Below are 19,964 nucleotides of genomic sequence, written 5' to 3' on the forward strand. Positions count from 1 at the left end.
ACCGGTTCGCGGGACCGGCGGAACAAGGTTCGAAGGGATCGAGGATGAGCATGACGGGACCGGGCGAGACCTCCACCGGGACGGCCAGTCTTTCCGACATCAAACGCGCGCTCCTGGACGCCAAACTCACCAGGCAGCGCGCCGAGGCCGCGGAACGCAACCGCATCGCCCCCGTGCCCCGCACCGGCCGGCTCCAGGTATCCGACCAGCAGCGCCACCTGTGGACGCTGCACCAGCTGGCGCCCGGACAGCCCGTCTACAACGTGCCCTTCGTCCTGCGCCTGCGCGGCACCCTGGACACCACCGCCCTGGCCGGCGCCCTGCGCGGCCTCGTCGCCCGCCACGAGGCGCTCCGCACCCGCTTCGGCTCCGAACACGGCGTGCCTTACCAGAGCGTCGACGACACGCCCGCCTCCTGGCCGCTGCCCGTGACCGACCTCTCCGGCCTCCCCGACGGCGAACGCGACGACCGCTCCCGGGCCCTCGTGGAATCCCGCGCCCGCGCCCCGTTCGACCTCGAGAACGGCCCGGTCTTCCGCACCGACCTGCTCCGCCTCGCCGCCGACGACCACCTCCTCGTGCTCTGCCTGCACCACATCGTCACCGACGGCTGGTCGGTGGGCATCGTCACCCGGGAGCTGGCGGCCCTCTACGGATCAGGGGACGCCTCCCTGCCCGAACTCGCCGTGCAGCCCGCCGACCACGCCGCCTGGCAGCGGCGCCGGCTGTCCGGCGACGGCCTGCGGAACCAGATCGACTACTGGCGCACCACCCTCGCGGGCGTCCCCGCCATAGACTTCCCCACGGACCGCCCCCGCCCCACCCAGCCCACCTGGAACGGCGCCGAACTCGAACTGGACCTGCCCGCCGAACTCGGCACGGCCCTGCGCACCTGGGTGCGCGAGGAGCGCGTCTCACTGCTCGCAGTCCTCCACGCCGCCTTCCTGACCGTCCTCTCCCGCTACACCGGCGAGGACGACCTGGCGGTCGGCTCGGTGTTCTCCGGCCGCACCCGCACCGAGGTGGAACCGCTGGTCGGCTTCTTCGCCAACACCCTGGTCCTGCGCACGAGCACGGCCGGCGACCCCACGTTCCGCGAACTGGTCGACCGCTGCCAGCGCACCGTCCTGGGCGCGATGGAACACCAGGACGTCCCCTTCGGCACTCTCGTCGAGGAACTCCGCCCCGAGCGCACCCCCGGCCGCAACCCGCTGTTCCAGATCAGCTTCACCCTGCTCACCGGCGCCATGGTCGGCGAGTTCGGCCTCGGCGACCTGGCCGTCGAGCCGGTACCCGTGGAGAACGGCACCGCGCGCTTCGACCTCGCCTTCCAGGTCGACGAGGCCACCGACGGACGACTGCGCGTATGGATCGAGTACTCGACGGAGCTGTTCGACCGGGCCCGGATGGAGCGGCTGGTCGGGCATTTCCGGACGGTGCTCGAACAGGCCGTGGTGGACCCGGACCTGCGGGTGGGCGCGCTGGGCCTGCTGGACGCGGACGAGCGCGAGCAGCTGCTGTCGGGCCGGAACCCGTCCCCCGTGGCGCGGGAAGAGGACGGGGCGCTGCTACATGAGCTGGTGGAGCGCTGGGCGGCGGCGGACGTTTCGGCGCCCGCGATGCGCTTCGAGGGTGCCGAGCTGTCGTACGGGCAGTTGGACGCGGCGGCCAACCGGCTGGCCCACGTCCTGCGCGCGGACTTCGGTGCGGGCCCGGACGTGGTGGTCGGCGTGCTGCTGGAGCGGGGCCTCGACCTGCCGGTCGGCCAGCTCGCGGCACTCAAGGCCGGCGGCGCGTGGCTGCCGCTGGACCCCCAGCACCCCACCGAACGCCTGGCGTCCTACCTCTCCGACGCCCGGGCCGCCGTCGTGGTGACCACAAGCGCCCTGGCACCGGCACTGCCCGCCGACGTACCACGGCTGATCCTGGATGACCCCGAGCAGCGCGAACGACTGGCCCGCACGGCGGATACACCGCTCACCGGCACCACCGGCCCCGACCACCTCGCGTACATCATCTACACGTCGGGGTCGACGGGTGTGCCGAAGGGGGTGATGGTGTCGCATCGGGCGGCGGTGAATTTCGTGCTGAACGCGCGGGAGTTGTTCGGTATCGGTCCGGGTGATCGGTTGTTGCAGTTCGCGAATCCGGCGTTCGATGTGTCGGTTTTTGATTTTTATGGTGCGTTGGGTTCGGGTGCGACGGTTGTGGGTGCGTCGCGTGAGGTGTTGTTGGATCCGGATGCGTTGCAGGGTCTTCTGGTGCGGGAGCGAGTGTCGGTGGCGGATGTGCCGCCGGCGGTGTTGAGGTTGCTGGATCCGGGGCCGTTGTCGGATTTGCGGGCGTTGTTCGTGGGTCTCGAAGCGTTCCCGGCGGAGCTGGTGAACCGGTGGGCGAACGAGAGGCGTGAGTTCCACAACGGTTATGGTCCGACCGAGGCGACGGTGGCCTGTGTGGATTATCGGTGTCCGCCGGGTGGTCTGACGGCGTCGCCGCCGATCGGTCGCGCGATGGCGAATCACCGCGCGTACGTCCTGAATGCCGCCACTTTCGAGCCGGTGCCCGTGGGTGTTCCCGGTGAGTTGTTCGTGGCGGGTGCGGGGTTGGCCCGTGGTTATCTGAATCGTCCGGATCTGACGGCGGAGCGCTTCGTCCCGGATCCGTTCGCGGGGGCCGGTGAGCGGATGTACCGCACCGGAGATGTGGTGCGGTGGCGTGAGGACGGCAACCTCGAATTCCTCGGTCGCGCGGACCGGCAGATCAAGATCCGTGGGCTGCGCATCGAACCCGGCGAGATCGAACACGCGCTGACCACCAGCCCCGGCGTCGCCCAGGCCGTCGTCACCGTCGACCGCCCCGGCACACCCGAGGCACGCCTCATCGCCTACGCCGTCGCCGAGGCGGGCGAGGCGCTGGACGCCGACGCCCTGCGCACCGCGCTCATGGACCGCCTTCCCCAGCACATGGTCCCCGCCCGGCTGATGGTCCTCGACGCCTTGCCGCTGACCCCCAACGGCAAGGTCGACCACACCAGGCTCCCGGCGCCTCAGGAGGGAGCGGCTCGCGTCCACGTCGCACCGCGCGACGCCACCGAGCGGGACCTCGCCGCGATCTGGCACGGGCTGCTCGACGTGCCCCTGGAATCCATCGGCGCGTACGACAGCTTCTTCGACCTGGGCGGCAACTCCCTCCAGGCCACCCGCCTCATCTCCCGCATCCGCGACACCTTCCACACCACGCTCGAACCACGCCTCCTCTTCGCCCACCCGGTGCTCAAGGACCTCGCCGTCCGCATCGGCGAGGAGCTCACGACGGCCGCCGCGGAGGAGACGGACCTCGAAGCGGAGATCGCTGGGCTGTCCGAGGAGGAGCTGGACCGACTGCTGAGCGAGGAATCCTGATGACCGACGCCATGTCCCGGCAGACGACGATCGAGGAGAAGCGGCGCGCCCTGCTGGCCCTGCGGCTGAGGCAGAAGCGCGCGGCGGAGGCCGGCGCCGACCGCATCCGCCCCGTTCCCCGCGACGGGCGGGCGCTCGTACCCTCCTACCAGCAGGAGGGCCTGTGGTTCCTGCACCAGATGGAGCCGGGATCCCCGGTCTACAACGTACCGTTCGCGCTGCGGCTGCGCGGCCCCTTGGACGTCGGCGCCTTGCGTGAGGCGTTCCGGCTGCTGGTGGCGCGGCACGAGGCGCTGCGCACCCGCTTCCCGGGCGACGGCGGCGAACCGCGGCTGGTCGTCGAGGACGCGCCCGCTTCCTGGCCGCTTCCGGTGACCGACTTGTCGGACCTGCCGGAGTCGGCCCGGGAGGAGTTCATACGGAACCGGGCGCAGGAAGAGGCCGTACGCCCCTTCGACCTGGCCACCGGGCCCCTGCTCCGGACGAGCCTGTTGCGGTTGTCCGGCACCGACCACGTCCTGCTGATGAGCCTGCACCACGTGATCACCGACGGCTGGTCGACGGGGATCATCGTCCAGGACCTCGCCACGCTCTACGACGGTGGGCAACTCCCGGCACTCGACCTCCGAACCGCCGACTTCGCGGCCTGGCAGCGCGAGCGGCTGACCGGGGAGGCCCTGGAAGGCCAGCTGTCCTACTGGCGCCGCACGCTGGCCGACCTGCCGGTCGTCGACTTCCCCTCCGACCGGCCCCGCCCCGTGGAACCGACGTCCTCCGGCGCCACCCTGGAGACGAGCCTGCCGCGGGAACTGGGGGAGGGGCTGCGTGCTCTGGCCCGTACGGAGGGGGCGTCGTTGCTGGCGGTGCTCCAGGCGGGGTTGCTGACGGTGTTGTCGCGGTACACGGGTCAGGAGGATCTGGCGATCGGGTCGGTGTTCTCCGGGCGCACACGCTCCGAGGTCGAATCGCTCGTCGGCCTGTTCGCCAACACGCTCGTTCTGCGGACGAGCACGGCGGGGGATCCGTCGTTCCGTGAGCTGGTGGGCCGTTGCAAGGAGACGGTCCTCGGTGCGCTGGATCATCAGGACGTGCCGTTCACGATGGTCGTCGACGCGCTCAAGCCCGAGCGTGTCCCCGGCCGTAACCCCCTCTTCCAGATCAGCCTCACCCTCCAGGCCGCCGGCACCAGCGGCCGCGGCTTCGCTCTGCCGGGCGTGGAGGCCGAACCCCTCGCCTCCCACGAGATCAGCTCCCGCTTCGACGTCGGCGTCACGGTGATCGAGACACCGGAAGGCGGCCTGGACGTCGTCATCGAGTACGCGACGGAGCTGTTCGACCGGCCCCGCATGGAGCGGCTGGCCGGTCACTTCCGTATGGTCCTGGAGCAGGCCGTGACCGCTCCCGACTCCATGCTGGGTGAGTTGGAGATCCTCGACGCGGCAGAGCGGGAGCAACTGCTGTGGGGGTGGAACCCCGAACCCGTCACGCGGGAAGAAGACGGGGCGCTGCTGCATGAGCTGGTGGAGCGCTGGGCGGCGGCGGACGCCTCGGCCCCGGCGATGCGCTTCGAGGGCGCCGAGCTGTCGTACGGGGAGCTGGACACGGAGGCGAACCGGCTGGGCCACCTCCTCCGCGCGGATTTCGGGCTGGGCCCGGACGTGGTGGCGGGTGTCCTGCTGGAGCGTGGCACGCGGCTGCCGGTGGCACAGCTGGCGGTGCTCAAGGCCGGTGGCGCCTGGTTGCCGCTCGATCCGCAGTACCCCGTGGAACGCCTGGCCGGCCAGCTCGCGGACGCGGGCACACGCGTCGTCGTGACCACCCGGGCACTGTCCGCGGCACTGCCGGCGGACATGCCTCGCGTATGCCTCGACGAACCCGCCACCGCGCAACGCCTGGCGCGGACACCCGACTCACCCCTGCCCGGCGGAACGACGCCGGACAACCTCGCCTACCTGATCTACACATCGGGGTCGACGGGTGCGCCGAAGGGTGTCATGGTGTCGCACCGGGCGGCGGTGAACTTCGTCCTCAACGCGCGGGAGCTGTTCGGTATCGGTCTCGGTGACCGGTTGCTGCAGTTCGCGAATCCGGCGTTCGATGTGTCGGTCTTCGACTTCTACGGTGCGTTGGGCTCCGGGGCCACGGTCGTCGGCGCGTCGCGTGAGGTGCTGCTGGATCCGGATGCGTTGCAGGCGTTGATGGTGCGGGAGCGAGTGTCGGTGGCGGATGTGCCGCCGGCGGTGTTGAGGTTGTTGGATCCTGTGGAGTTGGTGGATCTGCGGGCGTTGTTCGTGGGGTTGGAGGCCTTTCCGGCGGAGTTGGTGAACCGTTGGTCGAGTGCGAAGCGTGAGTTCCACAATGGTTACGGTCCGACCGAGGCGACCGTGGCGTGTGTGGATTATCTGTGCCCGCCCGGTGGGTTGACGGCGTCGCCGCCGATCGGTCGCGCGATGGCCAACCACCGCGCGTACGTCCTGCACGGCGGCACGTTCGAGCCGATGCCGGTGGGTGTTCCGGGTGAGTTGTTCATCGCGGGTGTCGGTCTGGCCCGGGGCTACCTCGGCCGCCCTGACCTGACGGCGGAGCGTTTCGTCCCGGATCCCTTCTCCGGCTCGGGTGAGCGGATGTACCGGACGGGTGACGTGGTGCGGTGGCGTGAGGACGGGAATCTCGAATTCCTGGGCCGCGCGGACCGGCAGATCAAGATCCGTGGGCTGCGCATCGAACCCGGCGAGATCGAACACGCCCTCGCCGGCTGCGAAGGGGTCCGGCAGGGCACCGTCGTCGTCCACGACTCCGGCACCCCCGCCGCGCGACTGATCGGCTACGTCGTGCCGACCGCCGCCGGAGCGGCCGACGCCGACGGCATCCGCGCGGCGCTGACGGACCGGCTGCCGCTGCACATGGTCCCGGCTCAGGTGATCGTGATCGACGCGCTTCCCCTGACCCCCAGCGGAAAGCTCGACCGCGCCCGGCTCCCCGCCCCGCGCACCGCCGCGGAGTCACGGAACGAGCCGCCGCGCACCGCCACCGAACGCGCCCTCGCCGACATCTGGCACACCCTGCTCGACGTGCCCCTGGAGTCCATCGGCGCGCTCGACGGCTTCTTCGACCTGGGCGGCAACTCCCTCCACGCCACCCGCCTCACCTCCCGCATCCGCGACACCTTCCACGTGTCCCTCGCTCCCCGCGTCCTGTTCACGCACTCCGCCCTGCGCGACCTCGCCGCCCGTGTCGACCAGGCGCACACCGCCGCACCGGCCGGTCAGGACGGCGCGGCCGACGACACCGACCGGATCCGCCCCGTCCCCCGCGACGGGCGGCCGCTCGTGCCCTCGTACCAGCAGGAGGGCCTGTGGTTCCTGCACCAACTCGACCCCGAATCCCCGGTCTACAACATGCCGTTCGCGCTGCGGCTGAGCGGCCCCCTGGACGCCGGCGCCCTGCGTGAGGCGTTCCGACGGCTCGTCGGGCGGCACGAGGCGCTACGCACCCGCTTCTCGGGCGAAGGGGAGGAGCCACGGCTGATCGTCGACGAGGCCCCCGCCTCCTGGCCGCTGCCGGTCACCGACCTGACCGGTCTGCCGGAACCGGACCGGGAGGAGCGCGTGCGACAGCTCGTGGACGCGGCGGCGGCACGGGCCTTCGACCTGGCCGCCGGTCCTCTGCTGCGCACGGAGTTGCTGCGGCTCGCCGACACCGACCACGTCCTGCTGATGAGCCTGCACCACGTCGTCACCGACGGCTGGTCGACGGGGATCATCGGACAGGAGCTCTCCGCGCTCCACGCCGGTACCGATCTGCCCCCGCTCGCCGTACAGGTCGCTGATTTCGCGGCCTGGCAGCGCGAGCGGCTGACGGGGGAGGTTCTGGAGGGCCAGTTGTCGTACTGGCGGCGTACGCTGGCGGATCTGCCGGTCGTGGACTTCCCTTCCGACCGGCCCCGCCCTGTGGAGCCGGCGTCCTCCGGTGCCACTCTGGAGGCGAGTCTGCCGCGGGAACTGGGGGAGGGGCTGCGTGCTCTGGCCCGTACGGAGGGGGCGTCGTTGCTGGCGGTGCTCCAGGCGGGTCTGCTGACGGTGCTGTCGCGCTACACCGGCCAGGACGACCTGGCGATCGGGTCGGTGTTCTCCGGGCGCACACGCTCCGAGGTCGAATCGCTCGTCGGCCTGTTCGCCAACACGCTCGTCCTGCGCACCAGCACGGCCGGGGATCCGACGTTCCGTGAGCTGGTCGGTCGCTGCAAGGAGACGGTCCTCGGTGCGCTGGATCATCAGGACGTGCCGTTCACGATGGTCGTCGACGCGCTCAAGCCCGAGCGTGTCCCCGGCCGCAACCCCCTCTTCCAGATCAGCCTCACCCTCCAGGCCGCCGACGCCGCCGACGCGCCCTTCCGGTTCGGCTCCACCACCGGCGAGTACGTCGGGACCACCGGCACCCGGGCCCGCTTCGACCTGGCCGTCAGCGCGAGCGAGTCGGCGGACGGCGCCGTCGCCCTGCAACTGGAGTACGCCACCGAGCTCTACGACCACGACCGCGTGGAGCGGCTCGTCGACCACTTCCGCACGGTGCTGGAGCAGGCCGTACGGACCCCTGACGCGCCCATCGGCGGCCTCACCCTCCTCACCGCGGAGGAACAGCGGCGGATGACGGCCTGGAGCACCGCCCGGCGTACCTGTTCCGCCGACGTCTCCCTGTACGCGCTCTTCGCCGAGCAGGTACGGCTGCGGCCCGGGGCCGTCGCCGTCGTCGACGGCGCGACCCGGCTCACCTACCGTGAGCTCGACGCCCACGCCGGACGGCTGGCCGCCCGGCTGCGCGAGCGCGGGGTGCGCCGCGGCGACCTCGTGGGCCTGTGCGGCACGCGCTCGGCCGCCTTCGTCGCCGGCGTCCTGGCGATCCTCCGGGCCGGCGGCGCGTACGTACCGCTCGACCCCGGACACCCGGCCGAGCGACTGGGCTACATGATCAAGGACTCCGGCATCGGCGTGCTGCTCGCGGACAGCGCGGCGGAGCTGCCGGACGGCCCGTACGAGCGTGTCCCCCTCGACGTCGGGCGCCCCGCCGACGGCGACCCCGTACCCGAGCCGGTCACCGTCGGCGGCGACGACCTCGCCTACCTCATCTACACCTCCGGTTCCACGGGTCGCCCCAAGGCCGTGATGGTCCCCCACGGGAACGTCGTCCGGCTGCTGGCCTCGACCCACGAGTGGTTCGGCTTCGACGAGCGGGACGTGTGGTCGCTCTTCCACTCCTTCGCCTTCGACTTCTCCGTCTGGGAGCTGTGGGGCGCTCTCGCCCACGGCGGCCGGCTCGTCGTCGTGCCGTACTGGGAGAGCCGCACACCCGAGGCGTTCTACGAACTCCTGGAGCGGGAGCGGGTGACCGTCCTGAACCAGACGCCCGCCGCCTTCCGGCAGCTGGTCGCCGTGGACGAGGAACGCGGCGCGGACCTGGCCTTGCGCACGGTCGTCTTCGGCGGCGACGCGCTGGACGTCGACGCGGTGCTGCGCTGGTTCGACCGGCACGGCGAGGACGCGCCCCGGCTGGTCAACATGTACGGGATCACCGAGACGACCGTGCACGTCACCTACAGCCCCCTCACCCGGGAGCTGCTCACCCGCTCGCCCGGTCCGATCGGGGTGCCGATCCCCGACCTGTCGGTGTGGGTCGTCGACCGGTCCGGGCAGCTCGCCCCGGCCGGTGTGCCGGGCGAGATGTGGGTGGGCGGACCGGGCGTGGCCCGGGGCTATCTGGGCCGACCCGACCTGACCGCGGAGCGCTTCGTCCCCGACCCGTTCGGCGGCGGCGCGGGCCGCCTCTACCGCTCCGGCGACCTCGCGCGGCGGCTGTCCGACGGCACCCTGGAGTACCTGGGCCGGATCGACCAGCAGGTGAAGATCCGCGGCTTCCGCGTCGAGCCCGGCGAGATCGACGCGGCGCTGGCCGCGCACCCGGAGGTCACCGACGCGTTCACCACCGTGCACGGCACCGGCGACGGGCGACGGCTGATCGGCTATGTCGTGCCCGCCCCGGGCGCCGGGCCCGACCTGTCGGCCCGGCTCCGCGCCCACGCGGGCACGGAGCTGCCGGACTACATGGTGCCGGCGGTGGTGGTGCCGCTGGAGCGCATCCCCCTGACGGACAACGGCAAGGTCGACCGCAAGGCACTGCCCGCTCCCGAACTCACCGTAGGCGCGCGCTTCGTGGCGCCGCGCACCCCCACCGAGCGGGCCCTCGCCGCCCTGTGGGCGCGGATCCTGGACGCCACCCGGGTCGGCGCGCTCGACGGCTTCTTCGACCTGGGCGGCAGCTCCTTGGACCTGATTCGCCTGCGGTTCGCGGTGCGCGAGTCCTTCGGCGCCCTGCTCGACGTGCGCGCGCTCTACGCGGCGCCCACGGTCGAGGCGATGGCCCGGGCGATCGACGCGCGCACCCCCGCCGCACCGGTCGCGCGGACCGGAGCCGGGGCGACGCCGCTGGTGACCCTGCGGGCCGAGGGCGGGCGGCCACCGCTCTTCCTCGTGCACGCCGTGGGCGGCGCGGTCGTCCCCTATGTTCCGCTGGCCCGCCTGCTCGACGCGGACACCCCCGTCCACGCCCTGGAACACCCGGGGTTGCACGACGACGTCCACCACACACCACCGGACCTGGGCGCATTGGCCGACACCTATCTGGCCGCCGTGCGCCGCGCGTGGCCCTCCGGCCCGTACCACCTGGGCGGCTGGTCGCTGGGCGGTGCCGTCGCCCTGGAGATGGCCGCCCGGCTGCGGGCCGCCGGTGCGGAAGTGGCAACGGTGACCCTCCTCGACACCGGCTTCCCGCCAGGGGCCGCCGAGGCGCCCGGCGAGGCCGAGCTGCTGGCCGCCTTCGTTAACGACCTTGCCGGGCTCCAGGGCGTCGAAGCGCCCGTGGCGGACCTGGACCGGCCGGCCACCGTACCGGCCGGTGAACTGAGGGAAGAGCTCCTTTCGCTCCTGGAACGCACCGGGCTGATCCCCACCGGGGTGCGCGACGAGGTCCGTACCCGCGTGGCCGTGTTCCTGGCCAACTCCCGGGCGTTCCACACGCATCGGCCCACCCCGTACGACGGCCCGATCACCTTGCTGAGCGCCGGGGCGGAGCTGGATGATCAGGTCGACCGGTGGCGGGCCTTCGCGACCGGCGGCCTGGACCACCACGTGGTCCCGGGGACCCACCACACCATGCTTCAGCACCCGCACCTGCCGGCGCTCGCGCGCACGCTGCGGCGGGTCCTGGGCCACGAGAAGTGAGGATACGGACGACATGGGCGAAGCACCGGCCGACGAACGGCCGAGGGGACTGTGGCGGGACGCCGACTTCCTGAAGTTCTGGTCCGCGGAGAGCCTGTCGATGTTCGGCGCGCAGATCTCCGTCCTGGCGATCCCGCTGCTGGCCGCCACCACCCTGGACGCGACACCTTTCGAGATGGGCGTCGTCAACGCCGCCCAGTTCGCCCCCTACATGCTCTTCACCCTGCTCGCCGGGGTGTGGATCGACCAGAACAGACGGCGGCCCATCATGATCGGGGCCAACTTCGGCAGGGCGGTGATCCTCGGGCTCATCCCGCTGCTGACCGCCCTGGACGTGATGGGCATCGGGCTGCTCAGCGTCATCGTCTTCCTCGCCGCCACGCTCACCGTCCTGTTCGACCTCGCCTATCAGGCGTACATACCCTCCCTGGTCGGGCGCGACCATCTGATAGAGGGCAACGGCAAGCTGGAGGGCAGCCGTTCGCTCGCCCAGGCCAGCGGGCCCGGTCTGGGCGGTGTGCTGGTCGGACTGGTCACCGCACCCGCCGCGGTCCTCATCAACGCCTGCACCTACCTCGTCTCCGCGGTGTCGCTGCTGTTCATCCGCCGCCGCGAACCGGCACCCGCGTCCACGGCCACCGAGGGCTCGGTGATCTCCCGCATCGGCACCGGCCTGAGGCTGGTCGGCACCAACCCCTACCTGCGGGCCATAGCCGGTGAGGCCGCCACGTACAACCTGTTCAACCAGGGTCTGTGGGCCGTTCTCATCCTGTACTTGACGCGCGAACTGCACTTCACCCCCATCACCTTGGGCGTGGTGATGGCGATGACCGGCATCGGCGCCTTCCTGGGCAGCCTGGTCGCCGGGCGGCTGGGCCGCCGGTGGGGCATCGGCCCCACCATCATGGGGACGATGGTGATCGCCTGTGCCGCGCCGCTGCTCATACCGGCGGCCGGCGGCGGGCGGATCCTCAGCGCCGTCGTCGTCGGCCTGGCCCTGCTGATCAACGGCATGGGTGTCGTCATCAGTAACATCCAGGTCATCAGCCTGCGTCAGACCGCCGTGTCGTCGGAGATCCTGGGCCGGGCGAACGCCGGCTACCGCTTCCTCGTCACCGGCACCGCCGCCCTGGGAGCCCTGCTCGGCGGCTGGCTCGGCGGACTCATCGGCCTGCGCGCCACCCTGGTGGTCGTCGGCCTGGGCACGCTCAGCGCGCTGGTCTTCATCGCCCGGTCCCCGCTGCCGCGGCTGCGCGACCTGTCCGAGGTCGTGCCGGACGACGGGCGGCGCGGGGAGCGCGGACCGGGCCCCGCCCCCGTCGTGGAGGCGGGCGACCCCCGCTGATCCCGCCGATCCCACCGAGAACGACGTACCGCCCGGTGCCGGGCATACCGGCACCGGGCGGTACGTGCGTAATATCTGGCCCGGCCCACGGTCCGCACGACCGGGGGCCGTGGCCGCAGGCAATCCGAGAGAACGGAAGACCATGGGTATCCAGCTCCAGAACGTCGTGATCGACGCGGCCGACGCCGGCAAGCTCGCCGGTTTCTGGGCGGCCGCCACCGGATGGGAGGCGGCCGACTGGTCCAGCGCGGAGGAGGCCGTCGTCCGCAACCCCGCCGGCGGGCCCCACCTCTACTTCATGCGCGTCCCGGAGGAGCGGGCGGGCAAGAACCGTGTCCACCTCGATGTCGGCCCGACCGAGGGGAGCTCGGCGAGCCGGGAGATCGAGCGGCTGACCGTCCTGGGCGCCCGCGTGCTCTCCGAGCACGAGAGCCACACCGTGCTCGCCGACCCGAACACGTCTAAGTAGCAGTTCTGAGGATACCGGGGCCGCTCAGGACATGAGGAAGCCCCGGCCAGCACTCGGGGTGAATGCCGACCGGGGCCAGTTGCGGGAGCGGCTACGCGCTACGGAGCGGTACCAGGTTGCCCGGGGAGTCGAGCCAGGCCCGTTCCCCCTCGCTGCTGACGGTCAGGCCGAACCGCTCGAAGTCAGGGCGGCCCTGGCCGACCCACCACCGGTAAGCGGCCTCCGTCTCATCCCACAGCTTGCGCGGGCCGGACTGGACCACCTCGAAGCTGTCGGCGCCGGGCTCGTAGTCGGCAGACGCCCACGAGTCGGAATCGGCGTCATAGGTCCACAGCGTGTACGCCTCCGGATTTTCCTCGTCGCTGCGCTCCACGGACCAAAACGCGCCGGGCACCTGTAGCCCGATGGCGAACTGAACCACCCAATCGCGGACGCTGGCGGGGGACAGCGCCGACGTGCTCCGGATGCCGTCAGCGGGCCAGGCCACGCCCTTGAGGTAGGTGTCATGGGCGGGGAAGTCGGCGCGGTGCTGGCGGAGCCTCATAAAGGCACTGGGGCGCGTGAACGGGCCGCTTGCCGTCTCGCCGTCCACGGTCAGCCTGACGATGGCCTCACCGCCGTACAGCGCCGCCCACGGGGCCAGGATCACCCCGCCGGTCACCGTCTGCTCAATCCACGCTCGGGGTACCTCCCCGATGGAGCAGGTAGCAATGACTCGGTCGTACGGAGCACCCCCGGCGTAGCCGAGTCGCCCGTCTCCGACGATCACCAGCGGGGACAGCCCAGCATTGCGCAGGTTCTCGCTCGCCCCCTTGGCAACCTCCGCGTCGAACTCGACTGAGACCACGTTCTCACCGCCGAGCCGGTGCGAGAGTAGACCCGCGTTCCACCCGGTTCCGGTGCCGATCTCAAGGGCACGTTGTCCGTCCCTGACATCGAGATCGGCGAGCATCGAGAACACCATGAGCGGGCGAGAGTTTGAGCTTGTGGGCATCGTGCCGATCTCATCGGCGGTGTGCTGGCCGTCGTCCCACTGCGTGGTTAGGGGGATGTCGGAGTACACCGCCTTGAGCCAGGCGTCCGGGTCCGTGTCACGGTCCACCACGTGACTCTGTTCGGTGCCCGCAGGGATGCCGGGCCAGACACGGGCGGGTACGAACATGTCCCGGGGGACTGCCCTGTACGAGGGCAGCCAGTCAGATTGCAGAGCGCCCGCCTCAACGAGCGCAGAGGCGAGCCCCGAAGGGCCCACCTCCTCTTTGCGCGCGGTCATCCGGCGTTACTTCTTCGCGGGGCCGGAGCCGTCGGAGGAGTTGCCCCCACTGCCCGTGTCGGTACCGCCTCCGCCGTGTCCTCGCCCGCTGCTGCCGTCGTCCTGCTGGCTCCCCCCCTGCCCGGAGCCGGTACCTCCGCCGTGCTTGCCGCTCATGTACAAGATGGCGTCCATGGCGTTTCTCCTTCACTTGGTTGGGTGTGGGGGCTTGCACTTACTGACCCGCCCTGGCGGGGGCAGGGGGACTTTGGGTCACGCGGTCGCGCGTGCGTGCTCCTCAGCAGACGGAAGTGGGGGCATGTCCGGCTGCCCCTCGTTCAGCTCCAGGCGCCGCACAAGGGCAACGTCCTCATAGGTCCGGGTGAACGTCGGATGCCCGTGCAAGCCCGTGTGAGTCATCATCGCCGTGTCGGCAGCCTTCAGGTCCGCCGTAGCTATGAGCGACCACCCGCAACCCGCGTCAAGGCAGCGGGCCGTAACGGTGATCTCCCCGAGCGGGTGAGTGTCTATCTTGTGCGGCACATGACGGATGACGGCGCGGGGGGTTGTCACTTCTTCTTCGCCCCCTTCGGCGCAGGGGCACCAGGGACGCACGCGCGGTGCCAGTAGGCCACGACCGGGGAGGCGTCGCGACGGGCGAGCATCCCCCGGCGGCACCCCTCAAGCGGGTCGAGCGGCTTAAGGCACTCGGGGCACGTCTCACCCTTCGGGGCGTACGTGTCGTACTCGGCCATGCGTGCATCGGTATCGGCCGCCGTGTTCACCATCGTCTCGCCGTCCCCTCGTAGGTCGGCAAGGACCATAAAGGCACGGCGAGTTGGCGACGGACCCAAACTGTCCCCCTACCCGTTTGGGTGACTACGCGGCGACCCCCACAGACTCAGCCAGCGCCACAGCATCGGCCTTCAGCGGACCGCTCGCAGCCTTCGCGAGATCCCGCGCCAGCGCACGGGCGAACGGCACGTACCGCACCCCTTCCGGGCTCACCCGGTGTGCCGCTGACAGGTAGTGCACTCCTGCCGCCGTCTCGTGCCGCTGATGGTGCCCCGCAGCGATGTCCAGCAGCAGACGGGAGCGCCGTTCCAGCGAGCCGACCGTTTCCGGCGTGATCGACTCGGCGCGTCGCAGAGCCTCACCAGGGGTCAGCAGCCCCACGCCGACGCTGACGCCGTGAATGGCGACGTTGGACGCGTCGAACGCTGAAGGGGTGTGCGAGTAGCCAGCGGGCAGACGTCGGGCCGTGCGGTCCGCCTCAGACAGGTACCGCTCAGCATCCCCGGACCGTCCGTCCAGACCACACGAGATCGCCGCTTGCAGGTTCAACGCCCCGTAGACGCCCAGGACTTCAGCCGATCCGTCTTCCAGCAGATCACGCAGCAGGGTCATACCGGCCTCGTCGGTCTGCACGGCCTCTTCCCCGAAGCCTGCCGCCCGCTGGCCGATCGCCGTAGACCACGCCGCCAGCGCCAGGGAGACGGGGTTGTCGGACTCCTCGCTGTGGGCCCGGCCACGGTCCAGCGCGAGCCAGTACAGCTCAGGCTCGCAGATGTGCGCGAGCAGCCTTTGAACGAGCCGGTACAGGTCAGCGGTAGCAGCGTGAGCGGCCCTCCGGTCGTCGCCCCGGTGAGCCCTGACGCAGGCGTGCGCGTCGCGGATCAGGTCAGGCAGCAGCGCGCCCACTTCGGTCCGCTGGTGAGTGCTGCCGTGCCAGAGCCGCCACGCGCCCTCTACGCGGCCCCTCAGTGCCTCCGGGGTCACCGTGCCCACAGTCGGCGTGCCAGCGAACGAGACCCCGTGCAGGGCCGCCCGGATCGGCGTCACGGACGCGTGCGACAGCTTCCCCACAGAGTCAGCAGGGATCGCCAACTCGTCCCCCGTCAGCGTGGCCACGTCCGGGACGTGCAGCGCGTGAGCCAGCCGCACAAGGTGCGTGATCGACCTGATGTCCCGTTCGCCGTTCTCGATCTTCTTCAACCAGTCCGACGACCGGCCGACCAGACCAGCGAGCACGGCCCGCGTCATCCCTCGGCGTTCCCGAAGGATGCGGATGCGCTCTCCGGTCGTCAGCTCTGCGGGCAGGTCAGTCATGGTGCACGCTCCCTTGACAGGTAAGGCTGTGATACCCGCAGAGTACGCCCGGCCACCGCCCCCGGACACGCCAAAAAGCCCCGCACCCACCCAGCGAAGGGCAGGCACGGGGCCATGGATCTGAAGGCAGGCAACTGCCGTGCGGGACAAGGGTTCTACGGGCCAGAACCCCGCAGCCGGCCAGCGGCACTACGGCCGCCCGTAGGCGCTGTATAGCTCCATCAGCACACAGTGCGGCCAGAAGGACAGCCCCGGCCTCATGTCCAGCAGGCGAGCCAGACCAGCGAACAGACGCCCATCCCGCCCAGCGTCACGGCCCCAACCGGCCCCACCCTCACTGAACGCCGTGTGCGCGCGGGTCCAGCACATGCAGTTGCCCGAACAGAACGGCTGTAGGCCACGCCCCGAAGTCATCGGCGCCCGCTCCCGCTCACAGCCGGGCCGCTTACACATCTTCACCACCTGGCAGACACCCCCCGAACCAGCGGCAGCAGGGACAGCGCGCGAGTCTCTAGCCGGTCATCCTCGAACACGTCGCGCATGTCGTGATCCCGAAGGCTCCGACCGCCCGCGCTGACTTCCTGGTACTCGACCATCAGACGGGCTAGCTCCAATTCCTCGTCGGTCGCGAGTGCATCCGGCTCGATCCACTCAGCCACGGTCACCCCATCGGCTATTCGATGCCTTCTTGGCGATCTCACGGCGCGATGCGGGCGGGGTCGTCGTCGGCTTCTGCACCCTGGCCAGCAGCTTGCCCGCCTCTGTGCGGCACATACGCGCTTCGGTAATGGCCGGATGCAGGACCATGACCTTCCCGTACCCGAGGATCATTCGGCCCTCGCGGCGCACGAGATCGTCAAGGCTCTCAGCCTGAGCCAGATGCTCAGCGGCCAATTCGATATACCGGGCCTCGAACCCGGACAGGGCGATACCGGCAGCCCGGTAACGGTCGGTGATATCAGCGGCCATACGGTCCGCCTTGCTCTTCTTCACAGGGATATCCCCCTCTCAGTACATGGCAGATCACAGGCTCCACCCCCTCTGACCTGCGGTTTTAGCCCGCTGAAGGGCGAAACCCAGGGCGATTCGGGATGCACCCGGGGTTAGTTGCTATACGCTTGCGATCTTTTGGACCTCTCAGGGGGAGCCCCTCCCCTCCTCGATCCGGTAACAGCGAGTGACATCACGCGGCGTGAACCTATTCAGTCGCAGACTTCGCGAATGCTCTTGCCATCTGCGCAGAAGGATCACGCTCCTGATCCCACACCCGACGCCATGCGTCCCACTGCTCTATCTCATCCGGCGTCACACCAGGAATCATCTGCCAAGCAGCCTGCGGCGGAACCTGAAGCATCGTCACAGCCTTACCCAGCGCGTCAACAGTCGCCGGGAAACTGCGAGGCGTACAGTCACGCCACACAATCACAGCATCCCGAATAGCCTCTTCCGGCGACGGCTCACCCTCACCCAGCGGACCCCACAGCTCCATGATGATCCGGAAAACCAGCTTCCAGGAATTCCCGAATACGCGCTTACGGTCCTCGATCTTCTGCTGTAGCGAAGCCTCAGCGGCCATCAGAGCCTCAGCGGACAGATTCACCATGTCGCCGGTCACGAAATGCGGCGGCAGCGCCGCAACCGTCGCTAGGTACTTGATCTGACTCTGATACGCCGACAGATACGGCGTGATATCCGTAGCGTCGAACTGCCCGAACTTCGTGTCGGGGTCCTTGGACACCACGAGCCGGGACGCACTGAACTTGACGTGCTTCGCTTCCTGATGGTTACGGAAAAGCATCTTGCTCAGCGCGCCCGTAATCGGGTGACGCGCCGTCTCTTCCGTCCACTCATTGCTCTTATCCGGCCCCAGGTCGATACCCGTAGCCCAGCGCTGACGAAACGCGCCATACTGCATCGCCACAGCAGTCTCTAGAGCAATATCGTTCAACCGGTCCTGAATAGGGATGATCGGCTCAACCTCACCCAGCGACGGCACATACGGCGACGTCGTTGCCCGATTCCGGAAACGGACGATCGGACAGAAGTCCAGACCATGAGAGAACGAGTCGAAAAGCTCGAATTCCCCGGCGGCCGGCATGTCCTCAGCGTCCCCCGTAACCTCCTTCTTGGAGATCAGGCGGAACACCTTCCGGTCGTCGTACAGGTCAATCAACGCCCGACGCTCGCCGTCCACAAACTCATAACTGTGCACCGCGCAAACCTGCGGGAACGAGTCATGCGGACGCTTATAGACAGCCGTCACGCTCAGCGGAGACAGCGGCTCAATCTCCGGGAAACCATCCGAGCCAGGAATGACACGCACATACGCCTCACCGTACGCCAGCGCATCGAAATGCACCGCAGACTGAACGGCGTGCATGTTGTTCGCTTCCCACGTCGCCCAAGCCGGAAGATTCCCGCCCCCGCTGGCCGGACGGAAACCATCCACAAACAGGTTATCCGAGACCGCGCTAACCACCAGCGGACAGAAATTCGTGATACTCCGCTCACGGAAGTGCGCTAGGTCAGGATCAGCAATAGACGGCATGAACGCAGGCTTATGCTGGCCATTCAGATACTGCTCAACACGAACCAACTTCGGATGCGTGCGCCGGTACTTGTCCAGCACAAGACCAAGCATCCTGCCGAATATCGGAGAGTCGATAGCATCCGGGCCGTCAGACTCCGAAGACCGGGCATCCGGAGAACGCCACGCATGTAGACCCATCAGAACTCCACACCGCCCAGCTTACGAATCCGCCCCACCCTCGCGTCAACCTCAGCCTTCTTCGCCGCATTACGATCCAGCGAGAACGGGCGACGATTACGCGAATTCGCGCGGCGGTCTAGCCAGTCGTCAACATCGCGAGCAACAGACTTCGTGAAATCAGGAATCATCGCGTCAAGAGTGATCCCGTGGACCGGGTGAGCCATCGGCATACCGGCCTCGCCATCAGCGGCATGGGAGCGCTGCCGATACTCGTTCTGCCAAGCCTTCGCGTGCTGGTCAAGAATCACAGCAACACCCTTCGGCATCGGGTCGTCGTCATCATCGAACAGGTCCAGCTCATCCATGAGACGAGATCGGATCTCCCGACGCGAAGGACCATGCGTGAAACGCTTCTCAGCTAGCGCCGACTGCTTACCCGCAATCTCGTTCAGCTCAGCGCGCAGACGGCCAGCAGCAGACTGTAGATCCTTCTCCTGCGCCTCCCAATCCTCCGGCTCAACATCCGAAAAATCGGCAGGGTCCGTACCCTCAAGAAAACTCATCATTAGCTCCAGTAGTCGTTATGGTTGCGGCCCGGCGTAATCTGCCTCCGCACACCCAGGTCAATGCCAGCGTCGATAGCGACGGAACGCAGCGGATTACGCCCCAGGAAACGGGCAACCTGCCGCTTCTCAGTCTCCGTCAGAGCCAGGCCGGCTGCGGATTCCCCAGCAATTCGATAGCTGTACTCGCCCGCCTGCTCAGAAACGAACCCATCCGGATTACGGACCACGCGAGTAACCAGCTTCGCGGCCAGCGAAGCAAAGAAATACGGCAGAGGATCAGGGCGAGGCGGAAAACCAGCCTCAAGGTCAACGAGCTGCGAGGCATCAGCGATCAGCACGCCGACCATGCCCCGCTCGCCCTCATCCAACAGACGCCCTAGACGGGCCTCCACGTCCTCCGCAGAGCACATGGGCGGGTAAGTCGGTGTCGTCACCGTTCAGCCTCCTTAGCGGCCAGCAGAGCCCGCATAGCGGCAATCCCGGAATCCCCATCCGTGGACACACCCGAGATATCAGCGACGCGCGTACGCATAAACGTCAGGATCAGTTCCCACGCGTCCACGTGATCGCTGGCCAGCGAACGGGCTAGTTCGTCATCGACTCGAAAGGCGATCAGATGCACGCGCAACCCTTTCGATCCCAGCGCGAGCCATATAGCGGCGCTGCGCTTCCGTCTGCGCCTCACGACGGCACAGCGGCGAGCAATAGCCAGGCGGGCGGCCGGTCGCCCTGATGTCGCAGAACTTCACGCGACAGCCCTTACATGTGATCCGGCGAAAAGACGGAGTGGTCATAGCAACCCTCGCCCCTTTCCATCATTTGAAAGCAAACAAAAAGC

14 protein-coding genes are annotated in these 19,964 nt (G+C 69.1%); 4 read left to right on the plus strand and 10 right to left on the minus strand.

All coding sequences use genetic code 11. The features are described 5' to 3' along the window. The first annotated feature begins 44 nt into the window (after positions 1-44). The 4 genes from LUZ64_RS34130 (at position 45) to LUZ64_RS34145 (ending at position 12,489) form a co-directional block, all read left to right on the plus strand. Positions 45-3,401 carry a non-ribosomal peptide synthetase gene (locus tag LUZ64_RS34130; protein ID WP_232399039.1) on the plus strand — a complete coding sequence of 1,119 codons (3,357 nt, stop codon included), beginning with the start codon at positions 45-47 and terminating at the stop codon, positions 3,399-3,401. Then, positions 3,401-10,675, plus strand: coding sequence for a non-ribosomal peptide synthetase (locus LUZ64_RS34135; RefSeq protein WP_095582789.1), 7,275 nt, complete (start codon positions 3,401-3,403; stop codon positions 10,673-10,675). The genes LUZ64_RS34130 and LUZ64_RS34135 overlap by 1 nt, the downstream gene beginning before the upstream one ends. Before the next feature lie 13 nt (positions 10,676-10,688). Next, on the plus strand, positions 10,689-12,020 hold the full coding sequence (locus tag LUZ64_RS34140; protein ID WP_095582788.1) for an MFS transporter: 1,332 nt from the start codon (positions 10,689-10,691) through the stop codon (positions 12,018-12,020). A gap of 142 nt (positions 12,021-12,162) precedes the next feature. After that, entirely contained in the window at positions 12,163-12,489 is a 327-nt protein-coding gene (locus LUZ64_RS34145) for a VOC family protein (protein ID WP_095582787.1), read from the plus strand. Positions 12,490-12,580: 91 nt separating this feature from the next. On the opposite strand, the gene LUZ64_RS34150 is transcribed toward LUZ64_RS34145, so the two are convergent. The 10 genes from LUZ64_RS34150 to LUZ64_RS34190 form a co-directional block, all read right to left on the minus strand. Next, entirely contained in the window at positions 12,581-13,762 is a 1,182-nt protein-coding gene (locus LUZ64_RS34150; RefSeq protein ID WP_095582786.1) for a methyltransferase domain-containing protein, read from the minus strand. Between the two features lie 6 nt (positions 13,763-13,768). Further along, entirely contained in the window at positions 13,769-13,936 is a 168-nt protein-coding gene (locus LUZ64_RS34155; RefSeq protein ID WP_170116836.1) for a hypothetical protein, read from the minus strand. Between the two features lie 78 nt (positions 13,937-14,014). Next, the gene (locus LUZ64_RS38125) at positions 14,015-14,419 is read right to left on the minus strand and encodes a DUF7848 domain-containing protein (RefSeq protein WP_443729036.1); all 405 of its coding nucleotides are present in this window, start codon (positions 14,417-14,419) and stop codon (positions 14,015-14,017) included. Between the two features lie 201 nt (positions 14,420-14,620). Beyond that, positions 14,621-15,850: a helix-turn-helix domain-containing protein gene (locus LUZ64_RS34160; protein ID WP_095582783.1), complete on the minus strand. Its 1,230-nt coding sequence runs from the start codon at positions 15,848-15,850 to the stop codon at positions 14,621-14,623. Positions 15,851-16,305: 455 nt separating this feature from the next. Next, on the minus strand, positions 16,306-16,509 hold the full coding sequence (locus LUZ64_RS34165; protein WP_143593313.1) for a hypothetical protein: 204 nt from the start codon (positions 16,507-16,509) through the stop codon (positions 16,306-16,308). Beyond that, positions 16,502-16,843, minus strand: a complete 342-nt coding sequence (locus LUZ64_RS34170) for a hypothetical protein (protein WP_095582781.1) — start codon at positions 16,841-16,843, stop codon at positions 16,502-16,504. Before LUZ64_RS34170 ends, LUZ64_RS34165 begins: the two co-directional genes overlap by 8 nt. Positions 16,844-17,048: 205 nt before the next feature. Next, on the minus strand, positions 17,049-18,479 hold the full coding sequence (locus LUZ64_RS34175) for a phage portal protein (RefSeq protein WP_170116837.1): 1,431 nt from the start codon (positions 18,477-18,479) through the stop codon (positions 17,049-17,051). A 98-nt stretch (positions 18,480-18,577) separates the two neighbouring features. Next, the gene (locus tag LUZ64_RS34180) at positions 18,578-19,123 is read right to left on the minus strand and encodes a hypothetical protein (protein ID WP_095582779.1); all 546 of its coding nucleotides are present in this window, start codon (positions 19,121-19,123) and stop codon (positions 18,578-18,580) included. A gap of 2 nt (positions 19,124-19,125) precedes the next feature. Further along, complete coding sequence (locus LUZ64_RS34185; protein ID WP_143593311.1) at positions 19,126-19,560, minus strand: hypothetical protein; 435 nt, start codon at positions 19,558-19,560, stop codon at positions 19,126-19,128. Then, positions 19,557-19,748 (minus strand): hypothetical protein, encoded by a 192-nt coding sequence (locus LUZ64_RS34190; protein ID WP_095582777.1) that lies wholly within the window; start codon positions 19,746-19,748, stop codon positions 19,557-19,559. Before LUZ64_RS34190 ends, LUZ64_RS34185 begins: the two co-directional genes overlap by 4 nt. Positions 19,749-19,964: the final 216 nt, after the last annotated feature.

Origin of the sequence: Streptomyces albireticuli, from assembly GCF_021228125.1 — a bacterium.
In the GTDB taxonomy this organism is placed as follows: domain Bacteria; phylum Actinomycetota; class Actinomycetes; order Streptomycetales; family Streptomycetaceae; genus Streptomyces; species Streptomyces albireticuli.